A 23,619-nucleotide genomic window follows, 5' to 3' on the forward strand; every position below is an offset into this window, starting at 1 on the left:
AGGTGCGCCGGACACGGCGTACCGTGATAGTGCACATTCGGCCGACTCGACGCACCGGGACGCGTGAGTACGGCAGCGGGAAGAACTCTCTGAGGAGACAGTGCTGTGACCGGGATCAAGACGACCGGCGAGAAGAAGCTGATGCTCTTCTCCGGCCGCGCCCACCCCGAGTTGGCCGAGGAGGTCGCACACAAGCTGGGTGTCGGCATCGTGCCGACGAAGGCCTTCGATTTCGCCAACGGCGAGATCTACGTCCGCTACCAGGAGTCGGCGCGCGGCGCCGACTGCTTCCTGATCCAGAGCCACACCGCTCCGATCAACAAGTGGATCATGGAGCAGCTGATCATGATCGACGCGCTGAAGCGCGCGTCGGCCCGCTCCATCACCGTCATCGTGCCGTTCTACGGTTACGCGCGCCAGGACAAGAAGCACCGCGGACGTGAACCGATCTCGGCGCGTCTGATCGCGGACCTCATGAAGACCGCGGGTGCCGACCGCATCCTCACGGTCGACCTGCACACCGACCAGATCCAGGGCTTCTTCGACGGCCCGGTCGACCACCTCTTCGCGCTGCCGATCCTCGCGGACTACGTGGGCGCGAAGGTCGACCGCTCGAAGCTGACCGTCGTCTCCCCCGACGCCGGCCGCGTGCGCGTCGCCGACCGCTGGTGCGACCGCCTCGGCGCGCCGCTCGCGATCGTGCACAAGCGCCGCGACAAGGACGTCGCCAACCAGGTCACCGTGCACGAGGTCGTCGGTGAGGTGAAGGGCCGCGTCTGCGTCCTGGTCGACGACATGATCGACACGGGTGGCACGATCTGCGCCGCCGCCGACGCCCTGTTCGCGCACGGCGCGGAGGACGTCATCGTGACGGCCACGCACGGTGTGCTCTCGGGCCCCGCCGCGGACCGCCTGAAGAACTCGAAGGTCAGCGAGTTCGTCTTCACGGACACGCTGCCCACGCCGAGCGAGCTGGAGCTCGACAAGATCACGGTGCTCTCCATCGCGCCGACGATCGCGAACGCGGTGCGCGAGGTCTTCGAGGACGGTTCGGTGACGAGCCTCTTCGACGAGCAGTAGGACCCGCTCGGAAGATCCTTTTGGTGCGGCCTCCGTCGCCGAGTAGACTGCTGAAGTTGCTCGGCGAGGGAGGCCGCACTTCTTGTGTGGCTGTCCGTTATCGACGCGCTCTTCGTAGCAGGCCGTTCGTGGCCGGGTGACCGATTCTTTTCCGTCACTGCATATACGAGGAGTGCACATGTCCGAGGTGAAGATCACCGCCGAGACCCGTACCGAGTTCGGCAAGGGTGCCGCCCGCCGTCTGCGTCGCGCCGACAAGCTGCCCGCCGTCGTCTACGGCCACGGCACCGAGCCGGTCCACATCGCCCTTCCGCACCACGACACCCTCATGGCGCTGAAGACCTCGAACGTCCTGATCAACCTGGACATCGACGGCCGCAGCGAGCTCGTCATCCCGAAGGCCGTCCAGCGCGACGCCCTCCGCATCGGCATCCTCGAGCACGTCGACCTGCTCATCGTGAAGCGCGGCGAGAAGGTCACCGTCGAGATCCCCGTCCACACCGAGGGCGACCTGGCGCCGGGCAACAACCTGCTCGAGCACGTCCTCAACACCCTCCCGGTCGAGGCCGAGGCCACCCACATCCCGGAGTCGGTCACCGTCTCCGTGGCGGGCCTCGACGCCGGCGCGTCGGTCCTCGCCAAGGACATCCCGCTGCCCTCCGGCACCACGCTGGCCGTCGAGGACGACACCGTCGTCCTCCAGGTCCTGGCCGCGCAGGCCGAGGAGGCCCCGGCCGAGGCCGAGGGCGACGAGGCCGCCGAGGCCTGAGCCTCCGCGACACCCGGTCCACACGGCAGCCGCCGCTCCTCAAGGGGGGCGGCGGCTGCCGCGCGTGAGCCCACGAGGCTCCGAGCCAGTGATGCGCGTATGAAGGAGACATGCACGTGACGACCGACGCCAGCGCCCCCTGGCTGATCGCGGGCCTCGGCAATCCGGGCCCCGAGTACGCCATGAACCGGCACAACGTGGGCTTCATGGTGGCCGACCTGCTCGCGCAGCGCATCGGCGGCAAGTTCAAGCGGGCCGGCAAGGCGCAGGCGCAGGTGGTCGAGGGGCGGATCGGGGCACCCGGCCCCGCGAACCGACGCGTCATCCTGGTCAAGCCCATGTCGTACATGAACGTCTCGGGCGGCCCCGTCACCGCGCTCCGCGACTTCTACAAGGTCCCCACGGCGAACATCGTCGCGGTCCACGACGAGCTGGACATCGACTACGGCGCGCTGCGCCTGAAGCTGGGCGGCGGCGACAACGGGCACAACGGCCTGAAGTCCATGACCAAGGCGATGGGCCCCGACTACCACCGCGTCCGCTTCGGCATCGGCCGCCCCCCGGGCCGCATGCAGGTCGCGGACTTCGTCCTCAAGGACTTCTCCTCGACGGAACGCAAGGAGCTCGACTACTTCGTGGACCGCGCGGCGGACGCGGTGGAGTCCCTGATCGCGGACGGCCTGGAACGCGCCCAGAGCACGTACAACTCCTGAGCCCGCCCGCAGCCCCCGTACGCCGACGGCCCACCCGAACGGAATCGGGTGGGCCGTCGACGTCTGCGGGGGCAGATCAGCCCGTGTTGCGGAGGCCCGCCGCCACGCCGTTCACCGTGAGCAGCAGTGCGCGGCCCAGGAGCGGGTCCGGGTCGGTGCCCGCCGCCGCCGCGTCGCGCTGGCGCTTGAGCAGCGCCACCTGGAGGTACGAGATCGGGTCCAGGTAGGCGTCGCGGATCGCGAAGGTCTGCTGGAGCGCCGGGTGGGAGTCGAGGAGCTGCTCCCCGCCCGTGACGCGCAGGACCTCGCGGACCGTGAGCTCGTGCTCCTCCTCGATCATGTCGAAGACGTGCTTGAGCTCGTCGGGCACGAGCGTGTCCACGTAGTGCCTGGCGATCCGCAGGTCCGTCTTCGCGAGCGTCATCTCGACGTTGGAGACGAAGTTCCGGAAGAAGTGCCAGTGCTCGTGCATCTCGTCGAGGACGGTGTCCAGGCCCGCCTCCCGCAGCGCCTTGAGGCCCGAGCCGACGCCGAACCAGCCGGGCACGATCTGCCGGGACTGGGTCCAGCCGAAGACCCACGGGATGGCGCGCAGGCCGTCGAGCGAGACGCCCGAGCCGGGGCGGCGCGAGGGCCGGGAGCCGAGGTGCAGGTCGGCGAGCTGGTCGACCGGCGTCGACGCGAGGAAGTAGTTCGGCAGGTCCGGGTCCTCGACCAGCTTGCGGTACGCGGAGTGCGCGGCGTCCGAGACGACGTCCATCGCGGCGTCCCAGCGGGCGAGAGCCTCGTCGGACTGGCGCGGCGCGGTGTGCAGGGCGGAGGCCTGCAGCGTCGCCGCGACGGTCAGTTCGAGGTTCTCGCGGGCCAGTGACGGCACGAGGTACTTGTCGGAGATGACCTCGCCCTGCTCGGTCACCTTGATCTCGCCCTCCAGCGTGCCCCACGGCTGCGCGAGGATCGCGTCGTGCGAGGGGCCGCCGCCGCGGCCGACGGTGCCGCCGCGGCCGTGGAAGAGGCGCAGGCGCACGCCGTAGCGGTGGGCGACGTCGCGCAGGCGGCGCTGGGCGCGGTGGATCTCCCACTGGGAGGTGGTGATGCCGCCGAACTTGGAGGAGTCCGAGTAGCCGAGCATGACCTCCTGGACGTCGCCGCGCAGGGCGACCAGGCGGCGGTACGACGGGTCGGCGAGCATCTCGTCGAGGATGACGTCGGCGGCGCGCAGCTCGTCGGTGGTCTCCAGGAGCGGCACGATGCCGATCTTCGCCCAGCCGGCGTGCAGGTCGATGAGGCCCGCCTCGCGCGCGAGGACCGCCGCGGCGAACACGTCGTCCGCGCCCTGGCACATCGAGATGATGTACGACTCGATGACCTCGGGGCCGAAGACCTCCAGGGCCTTCTTGACGGTGAGGAAGACACCGAGGGTCTTCTCGCCCGCGGCGTCGACCGGTGCCGGGGAGGGGCCGAGCGGGCGCCGGGACCTGAGCTCCTTGGCGAGCAGCTTCTGGCGGTACTCGCGCGGCATGTCCGCGTACCGCCAGGACTCCTCGCCGAGCCGGTCGAAGAGCTGGCCGAGCGCGTGGTGGTGGGCGTCCGCGTGCTCGCGTACGTCCATCGTGGCGAGCTGGAGACCGAAGGCGGCGAGGGTGCGGATGGTGCGGTTCATCCGGCCGTCGGCGAACAGGGCGCCCTTGTGCTCGCGCAGCGAGGTCTGGATGAGCGTGAGGTCGTGCAGGAGCTCGGCGGTGCCGAGGTAGTCGCGGCCTTCCTCGTGCGGGGTGCCCTTGGCCAGGCGCTGCTTGGTGTTCTCCAGCTTCTGCCGGATGCAGGTGGCCTTGAGGCGGTAGGGCTCCTCGGCGTTGAGGCGCTTGTAGCGGGGGCTGATCTCGGGCAGGCGCTCCAGGTCGTCCTGGAGGGACGTCTTCAGCTCCTCGGTGGCCCCGGTGTAGCGGATGGAGTTGGAGAGGAAGCCGCGCAGCTCGTCGATCATGTCGAGCGCGTCGTTGATCCCGTGCTCGTGCTGGAGGATCAGGACGTCCCAGGTGACGGCGGGCGTCACGTTCGGGTTGCCGTCGCGGTCGCCGCCGATCCAGGTGCCGAAGCTGAGGGGGCGGGTGCCCTCGGGCAGCTCGACGCCGACGCGCTCCAGCTCCGCGGTGAGGTCCTCCAGGACGTCGCCGACGGCGCCCGCGTGCAGCTCGTCGAGGTAGTAGATGGCGTTGCGGGCCTCGTCGGCGGGCTCGGGGCGCACCACGCGGAGCTCGTCGGTCTGCCACACCAGGTCGATGTTCTCGGCGAGGCGGACGTCGTGACGGCGCCGGTCGGACTCGATGACCGGCGTCTCCAGGAGCTCGGCGACGCGGCGGAGCTTGTTGAGCACGGAGCGGCGGGCGGCCTCGGTGGGGTGCGCGGTGAAGACGGGGCGCACGTTGAGGTTCTGCACCGTCTGGCGCAGGTGCTCGGGGTCGGCGTCCTTGAGCCGGTCCGCGGTGCGTGCGAGGAGCCCGCCCTCGGCGGCGCGCTTGGCGCGCAGCTCGCGTCCGCGGTGGACCTGCTCGGTCACGTTCGCCAGATGGAAGTACGTGGAGAAGGCGCGGACCAGCTTGGCCGCGGTCTCCAGTTCCGTACCGCCGAGGAGGGTGGCGGCGGCCTCGCCGTCCTCGCGCGTCAGGCGGCGGACCTTTTCGACCAGGTCGAGGAGCTCGGGGCCCTCCTGGCGTACGAGGGTCTCGCCGAGCAGGTCGCCGAGGCGGCGGATGTCGGCGCGCAGCTCGGTGCTGGCGGTGCTGGTGGCCTGCTGGCCCTGGTCGTCGGCACTGCTCACAGGTGCGGCTCCTTGCAGTGTTGAAGCGCTTCAAGACTGGGAGAGGTCCCCGATGGGGATACCGGGGGGGGGAGATACAGAGCGGACCGCGCTGTCCGACCGTCTCCAAGGATAGGTGTCACATCGGGCACAGAGCTCGCGGCCTCTTGCCGCGAGGCTCCGCACTGCCATACTTACGTCGCCGTAGGTTACGGAACCGTAGGAAACGCGGTGTGGCAGCCGTTGCAGGAACCGTGCCCGTGCACCGCTCCCACCCCAACCCTCGACCCCACAGGGGACGTGCCCATGACGACAACCTCCGATGCGTACTCCGAGGCCGATGTGATCGACGACGCTCCAGACGCTCCCCGGGCGGACGCGAGCTCCCCCACCGCCACCGCCACCGCCACCGACGTCGCGCCGCCGTCGGCGACGCTGGGCGGCGAGCAGAAACGCTCGCTCGAACAGGTGGCGCTGCTGCTCTTCATCGCCGTCCCCTTCCTGGCCCTGGTCGCGGCGGTGCCGCTGGCCTGGGGCTGGGGCGTAAGCTGGCTGGACCTCGGCCTGCTCGTCTTCATGTACTACCTGGGGTGCCACGGCATCACCATCGGCTTCCACCGCTACTTCACGCACGGCTCCTTCAAGGCCAGGCGGCCGCTGCGCATCGCGCTGGCCGTCGCGGGCTCCATGGCGGTCGAGGGCCCTCTCGTGCGCTGGGTGGCCGACCACCGCAAGCACCACAAGTTCTCGGACGCGGAGGGCGACCCGCACTCCCCGTGGCGGTTCGGCGAGACGGTTCCCGCCCTGATGAAGGGCCTGTGGTGGGCGCACATCGGGTGGATGTTCGACGAGGAGCAGACGCCGCAGGAGAAGTACGCGCCGGACCTGATCAAGGACCCGGCGATCCGCCGCATCTCCCGCCAGTTCCTGTTCTGGACGATCGTTTCCCTGTCCATCCCGCCGCTGGTCGGCGGCCTGGTCACGATGTCGTGGTGGGGCGCGTTCACGGCGTTCTTCTGGGGGTCGCTCGTCCGCGTCGCGCTGCTGCACCACGTCACGTGGTCGATCAACTCGATCTGCCACGCGGTGGGCAAGCGCCCCTTCAAGTCCCGTGACCGGTCGGGCAACGTGTGGTGGCTCGCGGTGCTGTCCTGCGGCGAGTCCTGGCACAACCTGCACCACGCCGACCCGACGTCGGCGCGGCACGGGGTGATGCGGGGTCAGGTCGACTCGTCGGCGCGGATCATCCGGTGGTGCGAGCAGCTCGGCTGGGCCTACGACGTGCGGTGGCCTTCGCGGTCGCGGATCGACTCGCGCCGCAAGCCGGAGGGCGCGGCCGAGTCCCGGCGCGGGGCTGCCGCCTCCGACGCGGCATGATTGACGACGTGGCGACCGACTCCAGCAATTCCATCCCTGCCGGCAAAGAGAAGCAGCCCCGGCGCACCCGCCGGACCCGTATGACGGGTGCCGAACGGCGGGAACAGCTGCTGGACATCGGCCGCACCCTGTTCGCCGCCAAGGGCTTCGAGGGCACGTCCGTGGAGGAGATCGCCGCGAAGGCGGGGGTCTCCAAGCCGGTCGTGTACGAGCACTTCGGCGGCAAGGAGGGGCTGTACGCGGTCGTGGTGGACCGCGAGATGCGGCAGCTCCTGGACATGGTGACGAGCGCGCTCACCGCGGGGCACCCGCGGGAACTCCTCGAACAGGCCGCGTTCGCCCTGCTCGACTACATCGAGACGTACACGGACGGCTTCCGCATCCTGGTCCGTGACTCGCCCGTGGCGCAGTCGACGGGCACCTTCGCGTCCCTCATCTCCGACATCGCCACGCAGGTCGAGGACATCCTCGGCCAGGAGTTCAAGGGCCGCGGCTTCGACCAGAAGCTGGCCCCGCTGTACGCGCAGGCGCTGGTCGGCATGGTCGCGCTGACGGGCCAGTGGTGGCTGGACGCGCGCAAGCCGAAGAAGGCGGAGGTGGCGGCGCACCTCGTCAACCTGGCGTGGCACGGCCTGGACGGGCTGGAACCGAAGCCGCGCCTGATAGGCCACCGCAAAAGCTGACCCCCTGGGTCAGCCGCTCCCCTGCCGCCACCCTGCCTGCCGTGGTGCGGTCGCCTGTCCGGCCGGGGCCCTGCGCCGCACCCTGCCCCGACGCAACCAGCCCCGCCGCGTCCAGCTGGACGCGGTCGAGGGACGTCAGGGTCACGCGTCCCTCCTGCGGGCCACCGCGAACACCCGGCGGAACGGGAACACCGTGCCGTGGGGCGTGGGCGGGTAGGCCTTTCGGAGGAGGGTCCGGTATTCGTCCAGGAACGTCTGCGTCGCCGCCCCGTCGTCCGACAGGGCCGTCAGGACCGGGCGCAGGCCCGTGCCCTTCACCCAGTCCAGGACCGGGTCCTCGCCCGCGAGGAGGTGCTGGTACGTCGTCTCCCACGCGTCGACCTCGCAGCCGAGGTCCGCGAGCCGTTCCAGGTAAGCCCCCGGCGGGAGCACCGCGTCAGCGTGGCGCAGGACGCCGCCGAGGCGGTCGCGCCAGCGGGGGGACGCGGCGAGGTCGCGCATCAGGACGTGGCTCGGGGCATCGAAGTTGCCCGGCACCTGGAAGGCGAAGGTCCCGCCGGGGGTCAGCGCCTCGACCCACGCCGGGAAGGAGACGACGTGGTCCGGCACCCATTGCAGGGTGGCGTTGGAGAGGATCAGGTCGTACGTGCCCGGGGGCGGGGTCCAGGACGTGGCGTCCGCCCGCGCGAAGTCCAGGTGGCCGCCGCCCTCCGTGGGGCCGACCAGCTCCGCGGCCCTCGCGAGCATCGCCGGGGAGTTGTCGAGGCCCGTGACGTGTGCGGTGGGCCAGCGGGCCGTGAGGAGCCGGGTGACGTTGCCGGGGCCGCAGCCGAGGTCGGCGATGCGGGGCGGGCGCCCGGAGGCGGGGAGCTCGGGGACGCGGGCGAGCAGGTCGACGAAGGGGCGGGAGCGGTGGTCGGCGTGGCGCAGGTACTGGTGGGGGTCCCAGGTGGCGGCGGAGGGCACGGCGGGCATGGTGGGCTCGGCAGGCATGGGGCGGGCCTCCTCGGTTACGGGGGTCTGGCCTCATCCTGAACCCGAGGTATCTTGACGTCAAGAGACTTCACGTCGACAGACCCCCTACACTGATCGTCATGGAGGACGAGGTCGATCGGCTGGTCGCAGCGTGGCGCCGGGAGCGCCCTGACCTCGACGTGGAACCACTCGAGGTGCTCAGCCGCGTGAGCAGGCTCGCGCGGCACCTGGACCGCGCCCGCAGGCTCGCCTTCTCGGAGCACAATCTCGAGCCGTGGGAGTTCGACGTCCTGACGTCGCTGCGGCGCGCGGGCGCGCCCTACCAGCTCTCCCCCGGCCAGCTGCTCACCCAGACGCTGGTGACCTCGGGCACCATGACGAACCGCATCGACCGCCTCGCGAAGAAGGGCCTCGTCGAGCGCCTCCCGGACCCGAGCGACCGCCGCGGCGTCCTCGTGCGCCTGACCGCGGAGGGCCGGGACCGCGCGGACCAGGCCCTCGCCGGTCTGCTGGAACAGGAGCGGGCGATCCTCGCGGAACTCTCCCGCGCCCAGCGCGCCGAACTGGCCGCGCTGCTACGCCAGTTGACCGCCCCGTTCGACAACATCCCCGGCTAGGTCGGCGGGACCGACACCCGCGCGCCGGGCGAGCGCCACGGCGGCGAGGGTGGAGTGGACGCCCAGCTTCCCCAGCACGTTCTGCATGTGCGTCCGCACCGTGTGCGGGGAGAGGAAGAGCCGCTCGGCGACCGCCTTGCGGCCGAGTCCCGCCACCATGCAGCGCAGCACCTCCCGCTCGCGCGGGGTCAGCGACTCGACGAGCCGCTCGGACTCGGTGCGGTGCTTGCGGGCCGCGGTCAGCTCCCGCAGGACGCCGGTGAGCAGGGCGGGCGGCAGGTGCGTCTCGTCCCTCAGCACGCCACGTATCACCGTCAGGAGACGGGACAGCGAGCAGTCCTTGGCGACCCAGCCCGACGCGCCGGCCTGGAGGGCGAGGGCCGCGCGGCGCGGGTCGTCCTTCTCGGCGAGGACGACGGTGCGCACGGCCGGCTGGCCCGAACGGACGCCCGCGACCAGCGAGATGCCGTCGACGAGTCCGTCCGCGTTGCCGTCCTGCACGGACACGGCGGGCCTGGTGCCCTGCAGTGCGCTCGCGGTGCTGCCGAGGTCGGCGTCGACGAGCAGCACGTCGAATCTGCGGCCTTCGGTGACCGCGCGCTCCAGGCACCGCAGCGCGGCGGGGCCACTGCCGGCCGCGGACACGTCGACGTCCGGTTCGGCCGCGAGCGCCGCGGCAAGCGACTCGGCGAAGATACGGTGGTCGTCGACGACCAGGACTCGAATGCGAACCACAGAAACCCCCTTCCCCACGCTTCCTGCCGGAAGCGGGGGATACCCCATCATCGGAGAACGGCTGGTGCGGGTACGGCGCACGGAGCGGAGGCCGACACGGTCGCACGGCCGCCGCCGCGCTGTCACCGTCACCCCCACGCCGGGCGCCGTACCCGACTGTCTCGCCCCCTGATCAGTACCGGCCCCCACCGGCACTGCCCTTCAGAGTAGGGCCGGACGCCGGGAGCGGAAGGTGATTTGCAGAACTGGTTGGCCAGCGCGTTTATGGTGAGCCTTATGTTTCGTATTGAGACGGGAGTCGACAAGGAGCGGCTCGGTCTGCTTCGCTCGCGGCTGAGCGAGACGAACACGGCGGCGTCACCTGAGCTCAGAGCCCTGCGCGGGACGCGTGAGGACCAGGAAGTCCCGTTGGCCGTATGGGCGTTGGACGGGCGCGGCGGACTCGCGGCGGGTCTCGCCGCGCACACGTGGGCCCGCTGGCTCCACGTGAATCACCTCTGGGTCGACGACCGGCACCGCGGGGCGGGGCTCGGTTCCCGCCTCCTGGCCGAGGCGGAGCGGGTGGCCCGGGAGGAGCGCGGGTGCGTCAACTCCCGTGTGGAGACCTGGGACTTCCAGGCGCCGGGCTTCTACCGGAACCAGGGCTACGAGCTGGTGAGCGTGATCCCCGACTACCCCGAGGGCGTCAAGGAGTTCACGCTCACCAAGCGGCTCGGCTGAGCGGCCGGGCGAAACGTCCTCCGGCGCTCAGGCCTCCCGGCGTGCCCCCGCCGACGCTTCCGCGGGGAACACGCGCGGTGCCGTGAAGCCCGCCGCGGCGAAGGCCTCCAGGACCGACTTCGTCACCGTGTCCTCGTCCGCCGACTCCACCAGGACGACCGCCGAGCCGCCGAAGCCGCCGCCGGTCATCCGGGCGCCGAGCGCGCCCGCCGCGTTCGCGGAGGTGACGACCAGGTCCAGTTCGGGGCAGGAGATGCGCAGGTCGTCGCGGAGCGAGGCGTGGCCCTCGGTGAGGACGGGGCCGGTCGCGCGGACGTCGCCGGAGTCGAGGAGGTCGATGACCTGCTCGACGCGGTGGTTGTCCGAGACGATGTGGCGGACGTAGCGGCGGATCTTCTCGTCCGTCAACTCGGCCAGGGCCGCGGGCAGTTCGTCGTACGCCACGTCCCGCAGGTGCGAGACGCCGAGGATGCGCGCGCCCTCCTCGCAGCCGGCCCGCCGCTCCGCGTACGCCCCGTCGCCCAGCTCGTGCTTGACGCGGGTGTCGACGACGAGGAGCCGCAGGCCGTGGGCGGCGAGGTCGAAGGGGACCTGGCGTATCGCGAGGTCGCGGCAGTCCAGGTGCAGGGCGTGGCCCTCCATGGCGCACGCGGAGGCCATCTGGTCCATCACACCGCACGGCACGCCGACGAAGGCGTTCTCGGCGCGCTGGGCGAGGACCGCGAGGCGCGGCCGGTCGAGCCCGAGTCCGTACAGGTCGTTCATGGCGAGCGCCGTGACGACCTCCAGCGCGGCCGACGAGGACAGGCCCGCCCCGGTCGGCACGGTCGAGGCGAGATGGACGTCGGCGCCGCCGGAGACGTCGTGGCCCGCGTCCCGCAGCGCCCAGACCACACCGGCCGGGTAGGCGGCCCAGCCGCCCTGTCCGTACTTCGAGAGGGGTTCGAGGTCGTCGACGCGGAGTTCGGCGACGGGGGCGTCGATGTCCGCGGAGTGGAGCCGCAGGACACCGTCGGTGCGGCGTGCGACCGCCGCCACCGCGGTGTGCGGCAGCGCGAGCGGCATGACGAAGCCCTCGTTGAAGTCCGTGTACTCGCCGATGAGGTTGACCCGGCCCGGCGCCGACCAGACGCCCTCCGGCTCGTACCCGTACAGCTCGGCGAACTTCCCCGCTACGTCCATCGGTTACCCCTTGCTCCCGGTCAGGTCAGCGCTGGGCGAAGGCCCATGCGTCGGCGACGATGCCCGCGAGGTCCGCGCGGGACGGATTCCAGCCGAGCTTCTCGCGCGCGGTGGCCGCGGACGCGACGAGGACCGCCGGGTCGCCGCCGCGGCGCGGGGCCACGACCTCGGGGATCGGGTGCCCGGTGACCTTGCGGACGGTCTCGATGACCTCGCGCACGGAGAAGCCGTTGCCGTTGCCGAGGTTGCAGATCAGGTGCTCGCCGGGCGTGGCGGCCTCGACGGCGAGGAGGTGGGCCTCGGCGAGGTCGGCGACGTGGATGTAGTCGCGGACGCAGGTCCCGTCGGGGGTCGGGTAGTCGTCGCCGAAGACGCTGATGGCCTCGCGCCTGCCCTGCGCGACCTGGAGGACGAGCGGGATGAGGTGCGACTCGGGGTCGTGGCGCTCGCCGCAGTCGCCGTACGCGCCCGCGACGTTGAAGTAGCGCAGGGAGACGGCGGCCAGGCCGTGCGCGGCGGCCTCGCCGGTGATCATGTGGTCGACGGCGAGCTTGGAGGCGCCGTAGGGCGAGGTGGGGGCGGTGGGGTCGGTCTCCGTGATGGGGGTGTTCACGGGCTCGCCGTACGTCGCGGCCGTCGAGGAGAAGACGAGCCTGCGCACGTCGGCGTCGCGCATGGCGGCGAGCAGCGCCATGGTGCCGCCGACGTTGTTGTCCCAGTACTTCTCTGGCTTCACGACGGACTCGCCGACCTGCGAGAAGGCGGCGAAGTGGAGGACGGCGTCGTAGGAGGAGTCCAGCCACTTGGCGGCATCGCGGATGTCGCCCTCGATGAACGAGGCGCCGGCGGGGACGCCTTCGCGGAAACCGGTCGAGAGGTTGTCGAGGACGGTCACCTCGTGCCCGGCCTCGAGCAGATGCCGGGCCACCACACTTCCGACGTAGCCCGCACCACCGGTGACCAGGTACTTACCGCTCATGAACTCGCTACCTCTCGCAGTCGCTGGGCCGCGGCTTCCGGCGGCACGTCGTTGATGAACACGCTCATACCGGATTCGGAACCCGCGAGGAACTTCAGCTTGCCCGAAGTGCGGCGAATCGTGAAAAGTTCGAGATGGAGGGCGAAGTCGTCCCGGTTGATCCCGTCATGTCCCTCCAGCGGCCCGAAGGGTGCCTGGTGCCATGCGGCGATGTAGGGAGTGGGGTTCTCCTCCGTGCCGAAGATCCGGTCGAAGCGCCTCAGGAGTTCCAGATAGATCCGTGGGAACTCCGTGCGCGCCGCCTCGTCGAGCCCGAGCAGGTCGGGCACCCGGCGCTTCGGGTGGAGGTGGACCTCGTAGGGCCAGTGCGCCGCGTACGGCACGAACGCGATCCAGTGCTCGCCTTCCAGGACGACCCGCTCCCCCTTGCTCTCCCCGGCGACGACGTCGTCGAAGAGGTTGCCGCCGCCCGACGACTTCTTGAACTCGGCGAGCGAGCGCAGCATCAGGTTCGTGCGCGGGGTGACGAAGGGGTACGCGTAGATCTGCCCGTGCGGGTGGCCGAGGGTCACGCCGATCTCGGCGCCGCGGTTCTCGAAGCAGAAGACCTGCTCGACGGAGGGCAGGTGGGAGAGCTCGGCGGTCCGGTCGGTCCACGCCTCCAGGACGAGCGCGGCCTGCTCGGGAGTGAGGTCCGCGAAGGACGCGTCGTGGTCGGAGGTGAAGCAGACGACCTCGCAGCGGCCCGCGTCGCCCGCGAGCGAGGGGAAGCGGTTCTCGAAGACCACGACGTCGTACGACGCGTCGGGGATCTCGCTGAGCCGGTCTCCGGCGGACGGGCAGAGGGGGCACTCGTCGGCCGGCGGGTGGTAGGTGCGGGCCTGGCGGTGCGAGGCGATGGCCACGGAGTCGCCGAGAAGGGGGTCCTTGCGGACCTCCGACGTGGTGGCGACGGGCGCGAGCGGGCGCCGGTCGACGGCGTCGCGGACGGTGTCGTCGCGTACGTCGTAGTAGATGAGCTCACGACCGTCGGCGAGACGGGTCGAGGTCTTCTTCACGTCCGGGGCTCCTCATCACCCACCAACAGAACCGAACATAACAAACCACAAGCCAACAGCGACGTCAACGATCACAATCAAACAAAGAACACCAACAGAACTGTTCAGTTATTGAAGCGAGAGGCGTAGGTTCCCGACTGATCCGTTCGCGCAACGAAGCGAGTTCACATGCAGTCCCCCACCACGACAACCCTGGCCGAGGGGCTTCGGCTGCCCACCAACGGCCTCGACTACGCGATCCTGGCGATCTACTTCGCCGTGGTCCTCGGCATCGGCTTCGCCGCCCGGCGCTCCGTGAAGACCAGTCTCGACTTCTTCCTCTCGGGCCGCTCCCTGCCCGCGTGGGTCACCGGTCTCGCCTTCGTCGCCGCGAACCTGGGCGCCACCGAGATCCTGGGCATGGCCGCCACCGGCGCGCAGTACGGCGTCGCGGTCGTCCACTGGTACTGGATCGGCGCCATCCCGGCCATGGTCTTCCTCGGCCTGGTCATGATGCCGTTCTACTACCGCAGCAAGGTCCGCTCCGTCCCCGAGTTCCTGCTCCAGCGCTTCGACAAGTCGGCGCACCTGCTCAGCTCGGCGCTCTTCGCCTTCGCGGCGATCCTCATCGCGGGCGTCAACCTCTACGCCCTCTCCATCGTCGTCGAGGCGCTCCTCGGCTGGCCGCAGTGGGTGGCGATCGTCGTCGCGGGACTCTTCGTCCTCGCGTACATCACGATCGGCGGGCTCTCCTCGGCGATCTACAACGAGGTCCTGCAGTTCTTCGTGATCCTCGCCGCGCTCATCCCGATCTGCGTCATCGGCCTGAAGAAGGTCGGCGGCTGGGACGGTCTCACCGGCTCCATCGAGAAGCAGCACGGCGAGAACTTCATGACCGCCTGGGGCGGCACCGGCATCGGTGACGCCAACCCGCTCGGCGCCAACTGGCTGACGATCATCCTCGGCCTCGGCTTCGTGCTCTCCTTCGGCTACTGGACGACCAACTTCGCCGAGGTGCAGCGCGCCCTCTCCGCGAAGAACCTCAGCGCCGCCCAGCGCACCCCGCTCATCGCCGCCTTCCCGAAGATCTTCATCGTCTTCCTGGTGATGATCCCGGGCCTGGTCGCCGCCGTCCTCGTCCCGAAGATAGGCACGCCGGGCTCCGACCTGACGTACAACGACGCGATCCCGTACCTGATGCAGGAGCTGCTGCCCAACGGCGTCCTCGGCATCGCGGTCACCGGTCTGCTCGCCGCGTTCATGGCGGGCATGGCGGCGAACGTCTCGTCCTTCAACACCGTCTTCACGTACGACATCTGGGCGAAGTACGTGGTCAAGGACCGCGAGGACGGCTACTACCTGAACTTCGGGCGGCTCATCACCGCGATCGGTGTGCTCGCCTCCATCGGCACGGCGTTCATCGCCTCGTCGTTCTCGAACATCATGGGGTACCTGCAGACCCTCTTCTCCTTCTTCAACGTCCCGATGTTCGTCGTCTTCATCATCGGCATGTTCTGGAAGCGGGCCTCGATGAAGTCCGGTGTCTGGGGCCTCGTCGCGGGCACCGGCGCCGCGATGGTCAACTACTTCTGGATCTACAAGCAGGGCGTCATCGACATCCCGACCGACCAGGGCGCCAACTTCGTCTCGGCGATCGTCGGCTTCGTCGCCGGTGCCGTCGTCATGGTCGTCGTCACCCTCTTCACCGCGCCGAAGCCGGAGGCGGAGCTCGCGGGCCTGGTCTACGGGACGGCCTCGCCGGGCCTGGAGGACGAGGGGACGGAGGAGGGCGACGACGCCTGGTACCGCAAGCCGGCCCTGCTCGGCTGGGGTGCCATCGTGCTCGCCGCGGCCTGCTACCTGCCGTACTCGCTCTAGACCGATCGGAGGACCGAAGACATGTCCGACCAGCACAACTCCGACCTGCACGACGAAGTCTCCGAGCTGGAGCGCAAGTCCGCGACAGCCGCGCGCCTCTTCGACATCCGGCGCATCATCGGCGGCCTCTTCGTCGTCTACGGAATCATCGTGACGATCGCCGGGATCACCGCGTCCGACGCCGACCTGAAGAAGGCCGAGGACATCAACATCAACCTGTGGACGGGCCTCGGCATGCTCGCCCTCGGGCTCTTCTTCCTGGGATGGCTCTGGCTGCGCCCGGCGGCCGCCCCCGCCGAGGGCCCGTCGGACGACTGACCCCCGCTCCTGCGACGACGGGGGCCCGAGTTCACCGCGGTGGCTCGGGTCCCGTCGTCATCTCCGTGCCCTCCGCGGCGCCCGCATGGTGCGCGTACGCCGACGCGGGCCGCTCGGCGCGCTCCAGCAGTCCCGTGCGCGCCGCGAGCGCGGCGGCCTCCAGGCGCGATCCGACACCCAGCTTCATCAGGACCCGCTGCACGTGCGTGCGCGCGGTGCTCGGGGCTATCCCCATGCCCGCGGCGATCAGCCGGGTGTCCTCGCCGTCGGCGACCCGCACCAGGACCTCGACCTCGCGGGGCGTGAGCATCTGCAGCAGCCGCTGCCCCTCGTCGTCGGGCTGCGCGGCCGGATTGAGCAGTTCGCTGAACGCCCCCTGCAGCAACTGGGGCGCGACGGCGGCCTCTCCGGCACGCGCCTTCATGATGGCGCGCTCCACTCCTTCGATGCGCTCGTCATGGCGTACGTAGCCGGAGGCGCCGGAGGCGAAGGCCGCGGCGATCCCGCGCGGGCTCGGCACCGGGCCGAGCACCACGACCGCGACCTGCGGACGGTCCCGCTTGATCTTCACGACCGGGTCGAACATGCCCGGTTCGGCCGGTGTGGCCGTCCCCAGGAGGCAGACCTCCGGGGCCCTGCTGATGACCAGTTCCGCGGCGCCCGCGGCGGGCGCGGCGGCGGCGAGCACGCGGTGCCCGCGCAGTTTCAGTGCCGAGGCGAGGGCCTCGGCGAGCAGTCGGTGATCGTCGACCACCATGAGCCGCACACCCATAGCAACCCCCCAGTTTCCCGCGGGCCCCCCGCCCCTTCATCCCCCGGAAGCTACACGCTTGTTCGACGTTACGCGCCCCCTACCGGCCAGAAGCGGCCCGGAATGCCGAAATCCTTGCCATTCGGGGGGCGTTGGCGAGACGCGGGTGGTACGCGAACGGCGGCGGGCGCCCCCCGTGGTGCGTGGGGGCGCCCGCCGCCGTCCGTGGCGCCGTGCCTGTTCGACTACTTCGCGACGAAGCCGAGTGCCACGTACTCCTTTTCGTCCTTCGAGTAGGGCTTGCTCAGCAGCTTCTTGCCGAGGAACAAGTGCCCGTCGGCGTAGAGGAGTTCGTTGGACTTCGGGACCATGCCGCTGATCGCCTCGGTGACCGCCTCGGTGCCCGGGGTCTCCAGGAGCTTGGTCTCCTTCATCGTCTTGCCGTCGAGCGAGACGACCTGGGCGCCCTGCTTGTAGCCGTGCGCCTTGTACGCGAGGACGTTGCCGCCGTCCATGCGGATCGGGAAGATCTCGCCGTTGTCGCCGGCGACCGCGCGGTCACTGGTGGGCTTGCCGGTGGCCAGCGAGAAGGACACGATCTCGTTGGTGCGGTTGTAGCTCTCGCCGCTGCCGTCGTGCTGGCGCGTCGGGACGTACAGCCGGTCGTTGCCGACCGCGATCGCCTTGCAGTCGTTGACCATGTTCACGCCGCAGTCGTGATCGTACTTCCCTTCCGGCAGGGAGATCTTCGCGCGCAGCTTGCCGTTGCTGCCGAGCGAGAAGACGTCCGTGACACCGGACGCCGTGATCTTCGTGGTGTCCTGGCCGAAGACGACCGGGTTCGTCGAGATGATCTTGGCGTTGTCGATGCCGGGGGCGATCGGGTACGTCCACTTGTCGTCGCCGGTCTTCGGGTCGAGGAGCTGGACCTTCAGCGTCTCGTCGCCGTACGTGCCGCATTCGCGGATCGCGACGAGCTGGTCACCGCCCGCGTACCCGACGTCCTTGCACTTGCCGACCTTCGGCTTCCACAGGGAGGTGCCCTTGACGTCCCAGGCGGCGCCGCCGCTGGAGGTGCCCGAGCCCGCGGCGATCGTGGTGCCCGAGATGGTGACTTCCTTGAAGGTCGCCTTCACGCCGTTGCTCTCGACGCTCTCGGTCCAGAGCTTCTTACCGGACTTCAGGTCGACGGCCGAGACGTTGCTGCACTGCTCGTAGTCGCCCTTCTTGTTCCGCTTGGCCTCTTCGGTGACGACGGCGGCGATGCCGTCCTCGGTGACCTCGGGGGACATCGCGCACGTCATGCCGGAGAGCGGGATCGACCACTTCTCCTTGCCGGTGTCCGGGTCGTAGCCGTTCAGCTCGTTGACGCCCGCCTTGACGTAGGTGTCGTCGGTCAGGACGGACCCGGTGGCGTTCCAGATCTGGTCCTTGGGGATCGCGGGCTGCGGGAGCTGCATGAGGACCTTGGCAGCCGGGTCGGCCGGGGCCTTCTCCTTGGCCGGGCCCTGCTCGGGCGCCGCTTCGCCGCCGTCCTTGCCGCCCTTCCCGTCCTTGCCGCCCTTGGCGTCCTTGCCGCCCGACTCCTGCGCGGTGTTCTTGGAGTCGTCGTCCTTCGTCGAGGCGTAGAAGACGCCGCCGCCGACGATCAGCGCGATCGCGGCGACCGCCGCGATGATGATCGTCGTCTGGCTGCTGATCTTCTTGCCGCCGCCGGAGCCGGAGTCGCCGGGCTGCGGCTGCATCGGCATGGTGGGCGGCTGCTGGTAGCCCTGCTGGTACTGGGGCTGCGCGGGCTGCGTCGGGTAGCCGTAGCCCTGCGGGACCTGCGGCTGCGCGGGCTGCGTCGGATAGGCGTAGCTCTGCGGGGCCTGGGGCGGCTGGGGCGCTTGGGGTGCCTGGGGGTAGCCGTAGGTGGGCTGGCCCGCGGGGGGCGCCGGAGGGGCCGGGGGCGCCGCGGGCGGCGGGGCCTGCGGGGGCTGGCCGGGGGGCGCGGGCGGAGCCGCGGGCGGCGGGGCCTGCGGGTAGCCGTACGACGGCTCGGGGGCCTTGCCGAAGCCTCCGGGCGGAGGGTCCTGCGGGGCGCCGAAGCCGCCCTGCGGGGGCTCGTTCGGGGGCTGCTGGGGTGGCTGGGGCGGCTGGGTCATGACGGGTCTATTCCTTGGGGACGAGAGCGGTCGAGCGGATGACTGGGTGGGAGCGCGTCACTTGCCGTAGGCGAGCATCAGCTTCGCCTGGCCGGACGTGCTCATGATGTTGGTCGTCGAGATGTAGAAGCGACCGTCCACGTAGTCGACGTCCTTCGAGTAGAAGCCGCTCTCGATCTGCGAGGTGCCCTTCGGGTGCTGCAGAAGGGTCTTGGGCGTGTGCGATCCCGATGTCGCGATGGAGACGACACGGCCGCCGGAGTCGTACGACGGCTTGACGTACGCGATCAGCGAGCCGTCCTCGACCTTCAGCGGAAGCATCGTTTCGTCCAGCGGCGACTTGACGCGCCAGGCCTCCTTGCCGGTGGCCAGGCTGAACGCGACGACCTGGTTGGCGCCGCTCTTCTCGTCGGACGGCAGGTACAGGTACTTGTCGTCCGTCGTCACGCCCAGGCAGCCGTCCAGCTTGCGGTTGAGGATCGCCGTGTCGCACTCGGGCGCGAAGTTGTCGTCGGTGACGACCTCGGAACGCGTCTCGTCGCTGTTCTCCTTCAGCACCGAGATGTTCCACTTCTTCTTGTCCTCGTTGGCGAGGTACACGACCGTGGGACTGCCCGAGTAGACCTTGCCGATGCGCCAGCCCTTGGGGAACTTCTTGGTCCACAGCGCGCGCCCGGTCTTCGGGTCGAGCTGCTGGAGCTCGTCGTGCTCGGTGGGCGTGCTCGCGCCGCAGGACAGGGCCATGAGGAGCTTCTCGCCGCCGGCGAAGCCGTTGGGGAAGCAGGTGCCCTCGTCCTTCTTCTTCGCGACGTAGAGCTTCTTGCCGTCGCTCATCCGCAGCGCCGTGCCGGACTGGTCGCGGCCCACCATCAGCACGTCGTCGACGAGGACCAGGTTGCTGGAGAGCGCCGAGTCGAACAGGCCCTCCTTCTTGACCGGGTGGCCCCAGCCCTTGTCACCGGTCTTCAGGTCGATGACCTGGATCTGGTTGCACTCGGCACCGCTCTGCGAGCCGTCCTTGTACGCGACGGCGATCTTGCCGTCGTCGGTGGCCGTCCGAGTCGCGGCGCAGAGCTTCTCCGGGAAGGTGATGGCCTTCCAGGCGGTCCTGCCGGTCTTCACGTTGTAGGCGAGGAGCTGCTTGTACGCGGCCTTGACCACGATGTCGTCCTGGATCCACATGCCCGGGGCGTCACCGCCGGAGCCGGGCACCTGGGGCGCCTCCTTGTACCAGAGGACCTTCGCCTCACCGGCCTGGCGGCCCTCGTTGAGGTCTTCCTTGCCCTCGTGGCCGTCGCCGCTGCCGTTGCCGGGGTTGACCGGTGCGGAAGCGGTGGGCTTCGGGCCCTTGTTCTTCGCCTCGGGCTTCTTCTTGCCGCCGTCGTCACCGCTCACGACGGCGTACGTGACACCGCCCGCGACGAGCAGGGCCGCCACCGCGGCGGCGACGATCACGACGAGCTTGTTGCGCTTGCCCTTGCCGTCGCCGGGCGGGGTGCCGGGCACGCCGGGTCCTGCGAACTGCGGCTGCGTCGGCTGCTGCGCGTACCCGTACTGTGGCTGATTTCCGTACGGTCCTGGCTGCTGCGGCTGGCCGTAGGGACCGGGCTGTTGCGGCTGGCCGTAGGGTCCCGGCTGCTGCGGCTGGTGGTACGGGCCCGGCTGCTGCGGGTAGCCGTAGCCCGGCTGCGGCGGCTGCTGGCCCGGTGCCTGCGGCGGCTGGCCCGGAGGCTGTTGCGGCTGGCCAGGTGGCTGCGGAGCTCCGAAACCGCCGGGCGGCGGCTGGTTGGGCGGCTGAGTCATCAGCGCTCCCCCCTTCACTGATTTTCGGCACGCCAAATGGTGCTGAGGGCAGCCTTTCTATCACCCTGCCCCCGTACCACACGGGTCCGGTCCTGTCCCTGTTCCCAAGGGAGGACCGGCCTGTAATGCACCCGTTACGCGAGCTGCACGAGAGCTCTACGCGTCCTCCGCAAGCTCCAACCAGCGCATTTCCAACTCGTCCCGCTCGCCGATCAGTTCACGGAGCTCGGCGTCCAGTTTGGCCACCTTTTCGAAGTCCGTGGCGTTATCGGCGATTTGAGCGTGGAGCTTGGCCTCCTTCTGGGAGACCTTGTCCAGCTGCCGCTCGATCTTCTGGAGCTCCTTCTTGGCGGCGCGGGCCTCCGCGGAGGAGACGGTCTTCGTCCCGGCGGCCGGAGCCGCGGCGGGCGCGGCCGCGGGAGCCGACGGGGCCGTGGCCGCCGCCATGCGCTGCCTGCGCTCCAGGTACTCGTCGATGCCACGCGGCAGCATCCGCATCGTGGCGTCACCCAGAAGCGCGAACACCTTGTCCGTCGTCCGCTCGACGAAGAACCGGTCGTGGGAGATCACGACCATGGAGCCCGGCCACCCGTCGAGCACGTCCTCCAGCTGCGTCAGCGTCTCGATGTCGAGGTCGTTGGTCGGCTCGTCGAGGAAGAGGACGTTCGGCTCGTCCATGAGGAGGCGCAGCAGCTGCAGCCTGCGCCGCTCGCCGCCGGAGAGGTCGCCGACCGGCGTCCACTGCTTCTCCTTGTTGAACCCGAACGTCTCGCAGAGCTGCCCCGCGGTCATCTCGCGGCCCTTGCCCAGGTCGACGCGCTCGCGCACCTGCTGCACGGCTTCGAGGACCCGCAGCGTCGGCTTCAGCTCGGCGACCTCCTGCGAGAGATAGGCCAGCTTCACCGTCTTGCCGACGACGATCTTCCCGTCGGCGGGCTGCACGTCGCCGTCACTGCGGGCGGCGTCGGCCATGGCGCGCAGCAGCGAGGTCTTGCCCGCGCCGTTCACGCCGACCAGGCCGATGCGGTCGCCGGGGCCGAGCTGCCAGGTGAGGTGCTTGAGCAGCAGCTTGGGCCCGGCCTGGACGGACACGTCCTCCAGGTCGAACACGGTCTTGCCGAGCCGGGTCGTCGCGAACTTCATCAGCTCGCTGGTGTCCCGCGGCGGCGGCACGTCCGCGATCAGTTCGTTCGCCGCCTCGATGCGGAACTTCGGCTTGCTGGTGCGGGCCGGGGCGCCGCGCCGCAGCCACGCCAGCTCCTTGCGCATCAGGTTCTGCCGCTTGGTCTCCTCGGTGGCGGCGATGCGCTCGCGCTCGGCTCGCGCGAACACGTAGTCCGAGTACCCGCCCTCGTACTCGAAGACGGAGCCCTTCTGCACGTCCCACATGCGGGTGCACACCTGGTCCAGGAACCAGCGGTCGTGCGTCACGCACACGAGCGCCGAGCGCCGCGTCCGCAGGTGCTGGGCCAGCCACGAGATGCCCTCGACGTCGAGGTGGTTGGTCGGCTCGTCGAGCACGATCAGGTCCTGCTCGGCGATGAGCAGCTTCGCCAGCGCGATGCGTCGCCGCTCGCCGCCGGAGAGCGGGCCGATGACGGTGTCGAGCCCCTGCGGGAAGCCGGGCAGGTCGAGTCCGCCGAACAGTCCGGTCAGCACATCCCTGATCTTGGCGCTGCCCGCCCACTCGTGGTCGGCGAGGTCGCCGATGACCTCGTGCCGGACGGTGGCGGCCGGGTCGAGGGAGTCGTGCTGCGTCAGCACGCCGAGGCGAAGACCGCCGTTGTGCGTGACACGGCCGGTGTCCGCCTCCTCCAGCTTGGCGAGCATCCGGATCAGGGTGGTCTTCCCGTCGCCGTTGCGCCCGACGACGCCGATCCTGTCCCCCTCGGACACGCCGAGTGAGACGCCGTCGAGCAGGGCACGGGTGCCGTACACCTTGCTGACTGCCTCGACATTGACCAGATTGACGGCCATTTCACTCCTGACAGGGGGGACGATCGACCTTCAAGCGTAGTCGCCCGCGGGGGCGGCCCTTCGCCCGCGGGCACCGGCTCACCAGTGCCGGGGGCCCGAGGGGGGCGGCGGCATGGGCGGCGGCATCCGCAGGCCCGGGTACGCGAAGCCGAGGCGGAGGTCCTGCATGGTGGTGATCGTCCGGATCATCACGATGCCGCAGATGCCGGCGGCTATCAGGGCGGCGTCCGAGAGCATGAACATCAGCAGCGCGGTGCGTCCCTGCCCGGTGTCGCCCTCGTCGGCGGCGATGAGCAGCAGCCAGCCGAGTGCGTTCAGCGCGCTGGACGCGACCCAGGTCGCCCACCATGCGGTGACGGCGCCCTGCCCTGGCCGGGCGTACGGCCCTGGGTGGCCGTACGCGGTCGGCTGCCCGGGGTGGCCGTACGCGGTCGGCCGCGCGCCGCCCGACGGGTCGCTGACCGCGACGATGTCGTCGGTGATCTGCTTCGGTATCCACCAGTTGGCGAACGGGATGAACCACGCGCCGATCGCCATCCCCGGCGACTGGCGGTGCCGTCCCGGCGCGAAGACCTCCGCGTTCGTCCGCACGCGGTTGAACCACGTCAGGAAGACGGGGATCGCCGCGAGGAACCCGATGCCGAGCAGCACCACGGCGAAACCCCAGAAGTCCCCGACGTCGTCGTCGCGGTAGAAGCCGTACCAGGAGCGCCCCAGGGTGTCGTACAGATCGAAGTCCGCGACCAGCCGCAGCAACGCGAGCGCAGAGACGCCACCGAGCAACACCATGGCTGCCGTGCCGATCCCGGCCACCGGGGCGGGCCGGGGCGGGATCGGTACGTAGTAGCGGGGATAGGGGACGTGGGCGTGGGGTGGACCGGGCGGGAAGGCGGGGGGTGCGCCCATGCCCGGCGGTGTCGGCGGTGGCGGTGGCGGGCCCGGTGGGGGCCCTGCCGGGCAGGACCCGCTCGTCGGGGGCGCGGCGGGCTTCGTGATGCTCACCGGAGGCGTGTCCGCCGGCGGCAGGTCGAGCGGCGCGTCCGGCGCACCCGAAGGCTCCGGCGTACCCGAAGGCTCC

At 70.3% G+C, this 23,619-nt stretch carries 20 protein-coding genes; 9 read left to right on the top strand and 11 right to left on the bottom strand.

Annotated features, from left to right (window positions below; translation table 11 throughout):
• Positions 1-105: 105 nt before the first annotated feature.
• The 3 genes from DEJ47_RS15650 (at position 106) to pth (ending at position 2,562) form a co-directional block, all read left to right on the top strand.
• Positions 106-1,080, top strand: coding sequence for a ribose-phosphate diphosphokinase (locus DEJ47_RS15650; protein ID WP_150168841.1), 975 nt, complete (start codon positions 106-108; stop codon positions 1,078-1,080).
• A 178-nt stretch (positions 1,081-1,258) separates the two neighbouring features.
• Entirely contained in the window at positions 1,259-1,849 is a 591-nt protein-coding gene (locus DEJ47_RS15655; protein WP_150168843.1) for a 50S ribosomal protein L25/general stress protein Ctc, read from the top strand.
• A gap of 110 nt (positions 1,850-1,959) precedes the next feature.
• On the top strand, positions 1,960-2,562 hold the full coding sequence (gene pth, locus DEJ47_RS15660) for an aminoacyl-tRNA hydrolase (RefSeq protein WP_150168845.1): 603 nt from the start codon (positions 1,960-1,962) through the stop codon (positions 2,560-2,562).
• A gap of 76 nt (positions 2,563-2,638) precedes the next feature.
• Here the strand turns inward: pth and ppc are convergent, their stop codons facing one another.
• Complete coding sequence (gene ppc, locus DEJ47_RS15665; RefSeq protein WP_150168847.1) at positions 2,639-5,383, bottom strand: phosphoenolpyruvate carboxylase; 2,745 nt, start codon at positions 5,381-5,383, stop codon at positions 2,639-2,641.
• Positions 5,384-5,668: 285 nt separating this feature from the next.
• Between ppc and DEJ47_RS15670 the strand changes: the two genes are divergently transcribed.
• The gene (locus tag DEJ47_RS15670; protein WP_190415433.1) at positions 5,669-6,739 is read left to right on the top strand and encodes an acyl-CoA desaturase; all 1,071 of its coding nucleotides are present in this window, start codon (positions 5,669-5,671) and stop codon (positions 6,737-6,739) included.
• On the top strand, positions 6,736-7,422 hold the full coding sequence (locus DEJ47_RS15675) for a TetR/AcrR family transcriptional regulator (RefSeq protein WP_150168849.1): 687 nt from the start codon (positions 6,736-6,738) through the stop codon (positions 7,420-7,422). Before DEJ47_RS15670 ends, DEJ47_RS15675 begins: the two co-directional genes overlap by 4 nt.
• Positions 7,423-7,563: 141 nt before the next feature.
• Here the strand turns inward: DEJ47_RS15675 and DEJ47_RS15680 are convergent, their stop codons facing one another.
• A complete protein-coding gene (locus DEJ47_RS15680) occupies positions 7,564-8,397 on the bottom strand; it encodes a trans-aconitate 2-methyltransferase (protein WP_150175664.1) in 834 nt (277 codons plus the stop codon).
• 119 nt (positions 8,398-8,516) lie between these two features.
• Between DEJ47_RS15680 and tamR the strand changes: the two genes are divergently transcribed.
• Entirely contained in the window at positions 8,517-9,014 is a 498-nt protein-coding gene (gene tamR / locus DEJ47_RS15685) for a MarR family transcriptional regulator TamR (RefSeq protein WP_150168851.1), read from the top strand.
• Here the strand turns inward: tamR and DEJ47_RS15690 are convergent.
• Positions 8,973-9,749, bottom strand: a complete 777-nt coding sequence (locus DEJ47_RS15690) for a LuxR C-terminal-related transcriptional regulator (protein ID WP_150168853.1) — start codon at positions 9,747-9,749, stop codon at positions 8,973-8,975. The two genes, tamR and DEJ47_RS15690, sit on opposite strands and share 42 nt — an antisense overlap.
• Before the next feature lie 264 nt (positions 9,750-10,013).
• Here DEJ47_RS15690 and DEJ47_RS15695 point away from each other — a divergent pair, with 264 nt between their 5' ends.
• Positions 10,014-10,469 (top strand): GNAT family N-acetyltransferase, encoded by a 456-nt coding sequence (locus tag DEJ47_RS15695; protein WP_150175665.1) that lies wholly within the window; start codon positions 10,014-10,016, stop codon positions 10,467-10,469.
• A gap of 27 nt (positions 10,470-10,496) precedes the next feature.
• Here DEJ47_RS15695 and galK read toward each other — a convergent pair whose 3' ends face one another.
• Genes galK through galT form a run of 3 tightly spaced genes read right to left on the bottom strand, consistent with a single transcriptional unit; the run spans position 10,497 to position 13,688 of the window.
• Positions 10,497-11,651 (bottom strand): galactokinase, encoded by a 1,155-nt coding sequence (galK, locus tag DEJ47_RS15700; RefSeq protein WP_150168854.1) that lies wholly within the window; start codon positions 11,649-11,651, stop codon positions 10,497-10,499.
• 25 nt (positions 11,652-11,676) lie between these two features.
• Positions 11,677-12,630 (bottom strand): UDP-glucose 4-epimerase GalE, encoded by a 954-nt coding sequence (gene galE, locus DEJ47_RS15705; protein WP_150168856.1) that lies wholly within the window; start codon positions 12,628-12,630, stop codon positions 11,677-11,679.
• Positions 12,627-13,688, bottom strand: a complete 1,062-nt coding sequence (galT, locus tag DEJ47_RS15710; RefSeq protein ID WP_150168858.1) for a galactose-1-phosphate uridylyltransferase — start codon at positions 13,686-13,688, stop codon at positions 12,627-12,629. The genes galE and galT overlap by 4 nt, the downstream gene beginning before the upstream one ends.
• A 168-nt stretch (positions 13,689-13,856) precedes the next feature.
• Between galT and DEJ47_RS15715 the strand changes: the two genes are divergently transcribed.
• Both DEJ47_RS15715 and DEJ47_RS15720 read left to right on the top strand, forming a co-directional pair.
• Entirely contained in the window at positions 13,857-15,545 is a 1,689-nt protein-coding gene (locus DEJ47_RS15715; RefSeq protein WP_150168860.1) for a sodium:solute symporter family protein, read from the top strand.
• Positions 15,546-15,566: 21 nt separating this feature from the next.
• The gene (locus DEJ47_RS15720) at positions 15,567-15,863 is read left to right on the top strand and encodes a hypothetical protein (RefSeq protein ID WP_150168862.1); all 297 of its coding nucleotides are present in this window, start codon (positions 15,567-15,569) and stop codon (positions 15,861-15,863) included.
• A gap of 31 nt (positions 15,864-15,894) precedes the next feature.
• Here DEJ47_RS15720 and DEJ47_RS15725 read toward each other — a convergent pair whose 3' ends face one another.
• The 5 genes from DEJ47_RS15725 to DEJ47_RS15745 form a co-directional block, all read right to left on the bottom strand.
• Positions 15,895-16,635 carry a helix-turn-helix transcriptional regulator gene (locus DEJ47_RS15725; protein ID WP_223828371.1) on the bottom strand — a complete coding sequence of 247 codons (741 nt, stop codon included), beginning with the start codon at positions 16,633-16,635 and terminating at the stop codon, positions 15,895-15,897.
• A gap of 224 nt (positions 16,636-16,859) precedes the next feature.
• Positions 16,860-18,761, bottom strand: a complete 1,902-nt coding sequence (locus DEJ47_RS15730; protein WP_150168863.1) for a PQQ-binding-like beta-propeller repeat protein — start codon at positions 18,759-18,761, stop codon at positions 16,860-16,862.
• Between the two features lie 57 nt (positions 18,762-18,818).
• Positions 18,819-20,564 (bottom strand): PQQ-binding-like beta-propeller repeat protein, encoded by a 1,746-nt coding sequence (locus tag DEJ47_RS15735; protein WP_150168865.1) that lies wholly within the window; start codon positions 20,562-20,564, stop codon positions 18,819-18,821.
• A gap of 156 nt (positions 20,565-20,720) precedes the next feature.
• Entirely contained in the window at positions 20,721-22,541 is a 1,821-nt protein-coding gene (locus DEJ47_RS15740) for an ABC-F family ATP-binding cassette domain-containing protein (protein ID WP_150168867.1), read from the bottom strand.
• A gap of 78 nt (positions 22,542-22,619) precedes the next feature.
• Entirely contained in the window at positions 22,620-23,447 is an 828-nt protein-coding gene (locus DEJ47_RS15745) for a DUF4328 domain-containing protein (RefSeq protein ID WP_150168869.1), read from the bottom strand.
• Positions 23,448-23,619 lie beyond the last annotated feature (172 nt).

Origin of the sequence: Streptomyces venezuelae (assembly GCF_008642355.1) — a bacterium.
GTDB classification, from domain to species: Bacteria; Actinomycetota; Actinomycetes; order Streptomycetales; family Streptomycetaceae; genus Streptomyces; species Streptomyces venezuelae_B.

Coding starts and splice junctions, on each gene's coding strand:
- DEJ47_RS15655 (WP_150168843.1), top strand. CDS start 1,259: ATGTCCGAGGTGAAGATCACCGCCGAGACCCGTACCGAGTTCGGCAAG.
- pth (WP_150168845.1), top strand. CDS start 1,960: ATGCACGTGACGACCGACGCCAGCGCCCCCTGGCTGATCGCGGGCCTC.
- DEJ47_RS15670 (WP_190415433.1), top strand. CDS start 5,669: ATGACGACAACCTCCGATGCGTACTCCGAGGCCGATGTGATCGACGAC.
- DEJ47_RS15675 (WP_150168849.1), top strand. CDS start 6,736: ATGATTGACGACGTGGCGACCGACTCCAGCAATTCCATCCCTGCCGGC.
- DEJ47_RS15680 (WP_150175664.1), bottom strand. CDS start 8,397: ATGCCCGCCGTGCCCTCCGCCGCCACCTGGGACCCCCACCAGTACCTG.
- tamR (WP_150168851.1), top strand. CDS start 8,517: ATGGAGGACGAGGTCGATCGGCTGGTCGCAGCGTGGCGCCGGGAGCGC.
- DEJ47_RS15695 (WP_150175665.1), top strand. CDS start 10,014: ATGGTGAGCCTTATGTTTCGTATTGAGACGGGAGTCGACAAGGAGCGG.
- galK (WP_150168854.1), bottom strand. CDS start 11,651: ATGGACGTAGCGGGGAAGTTCGCCGAGCTGTACGGGTACGAGCCGGAG.
- galE (WP_150168856.1), bottom strand. CDS start 12,630: ATGAGCGGTAAGTACCTGGTCACCGGTGGTGCGGGCTACGTCGGAAGT.
- DEJ47_RS15715 (WP_150168860.1), top strand. CDS start 13,857: ATGCAGTCCCCCACCACGACAACCCTGGCCGAGGGGCTTCGGCTGCCC.
- DEJ47_RS15720 (WP_150168862.1), top strand. CDS start 15,567: ATGTCCGACCAGCACAACTCCGACCTGCACGACGAAGTCTCCGAGCTG.
- DEJ47_RS15725 (WP_223828371.1), bottom strand. CDS start 16,635: ATGGGTGTGCGGCTCATGGTGGTCGACGATCACCGACTGCTCGCCGAG.
- DEJ47_RS15730 (WP_150168863.1), bottom strand. CDS start 18,761: ATGACCCAGCCGCCCCAGCCACCCCAGCAGCCCCCGAACGAGCCCCCG.
- DEJ47_RS15735 (WP_150168865.1), bottom strand. CDS start 20,564: ATGACTCAGCCGCCCAACCAGCCGCCGCCCGGCGGTTTCGGAGCTCCG.
- DEJ47_RS15740 (WP_150168867.1), bottom strand. CDS start 22,541: ATGGCCGTCAATCTGGTCAATGTCGAGGCAGTCAGCAAGGTGTACGGC.
- DEJ47_RS15745 (WP_150168869.1), bottom strand. CDS start 23,447: ATGGGCGCACCCCCCGCCTTCCCGCCCGGTCCACCCCACGCCCACGTC.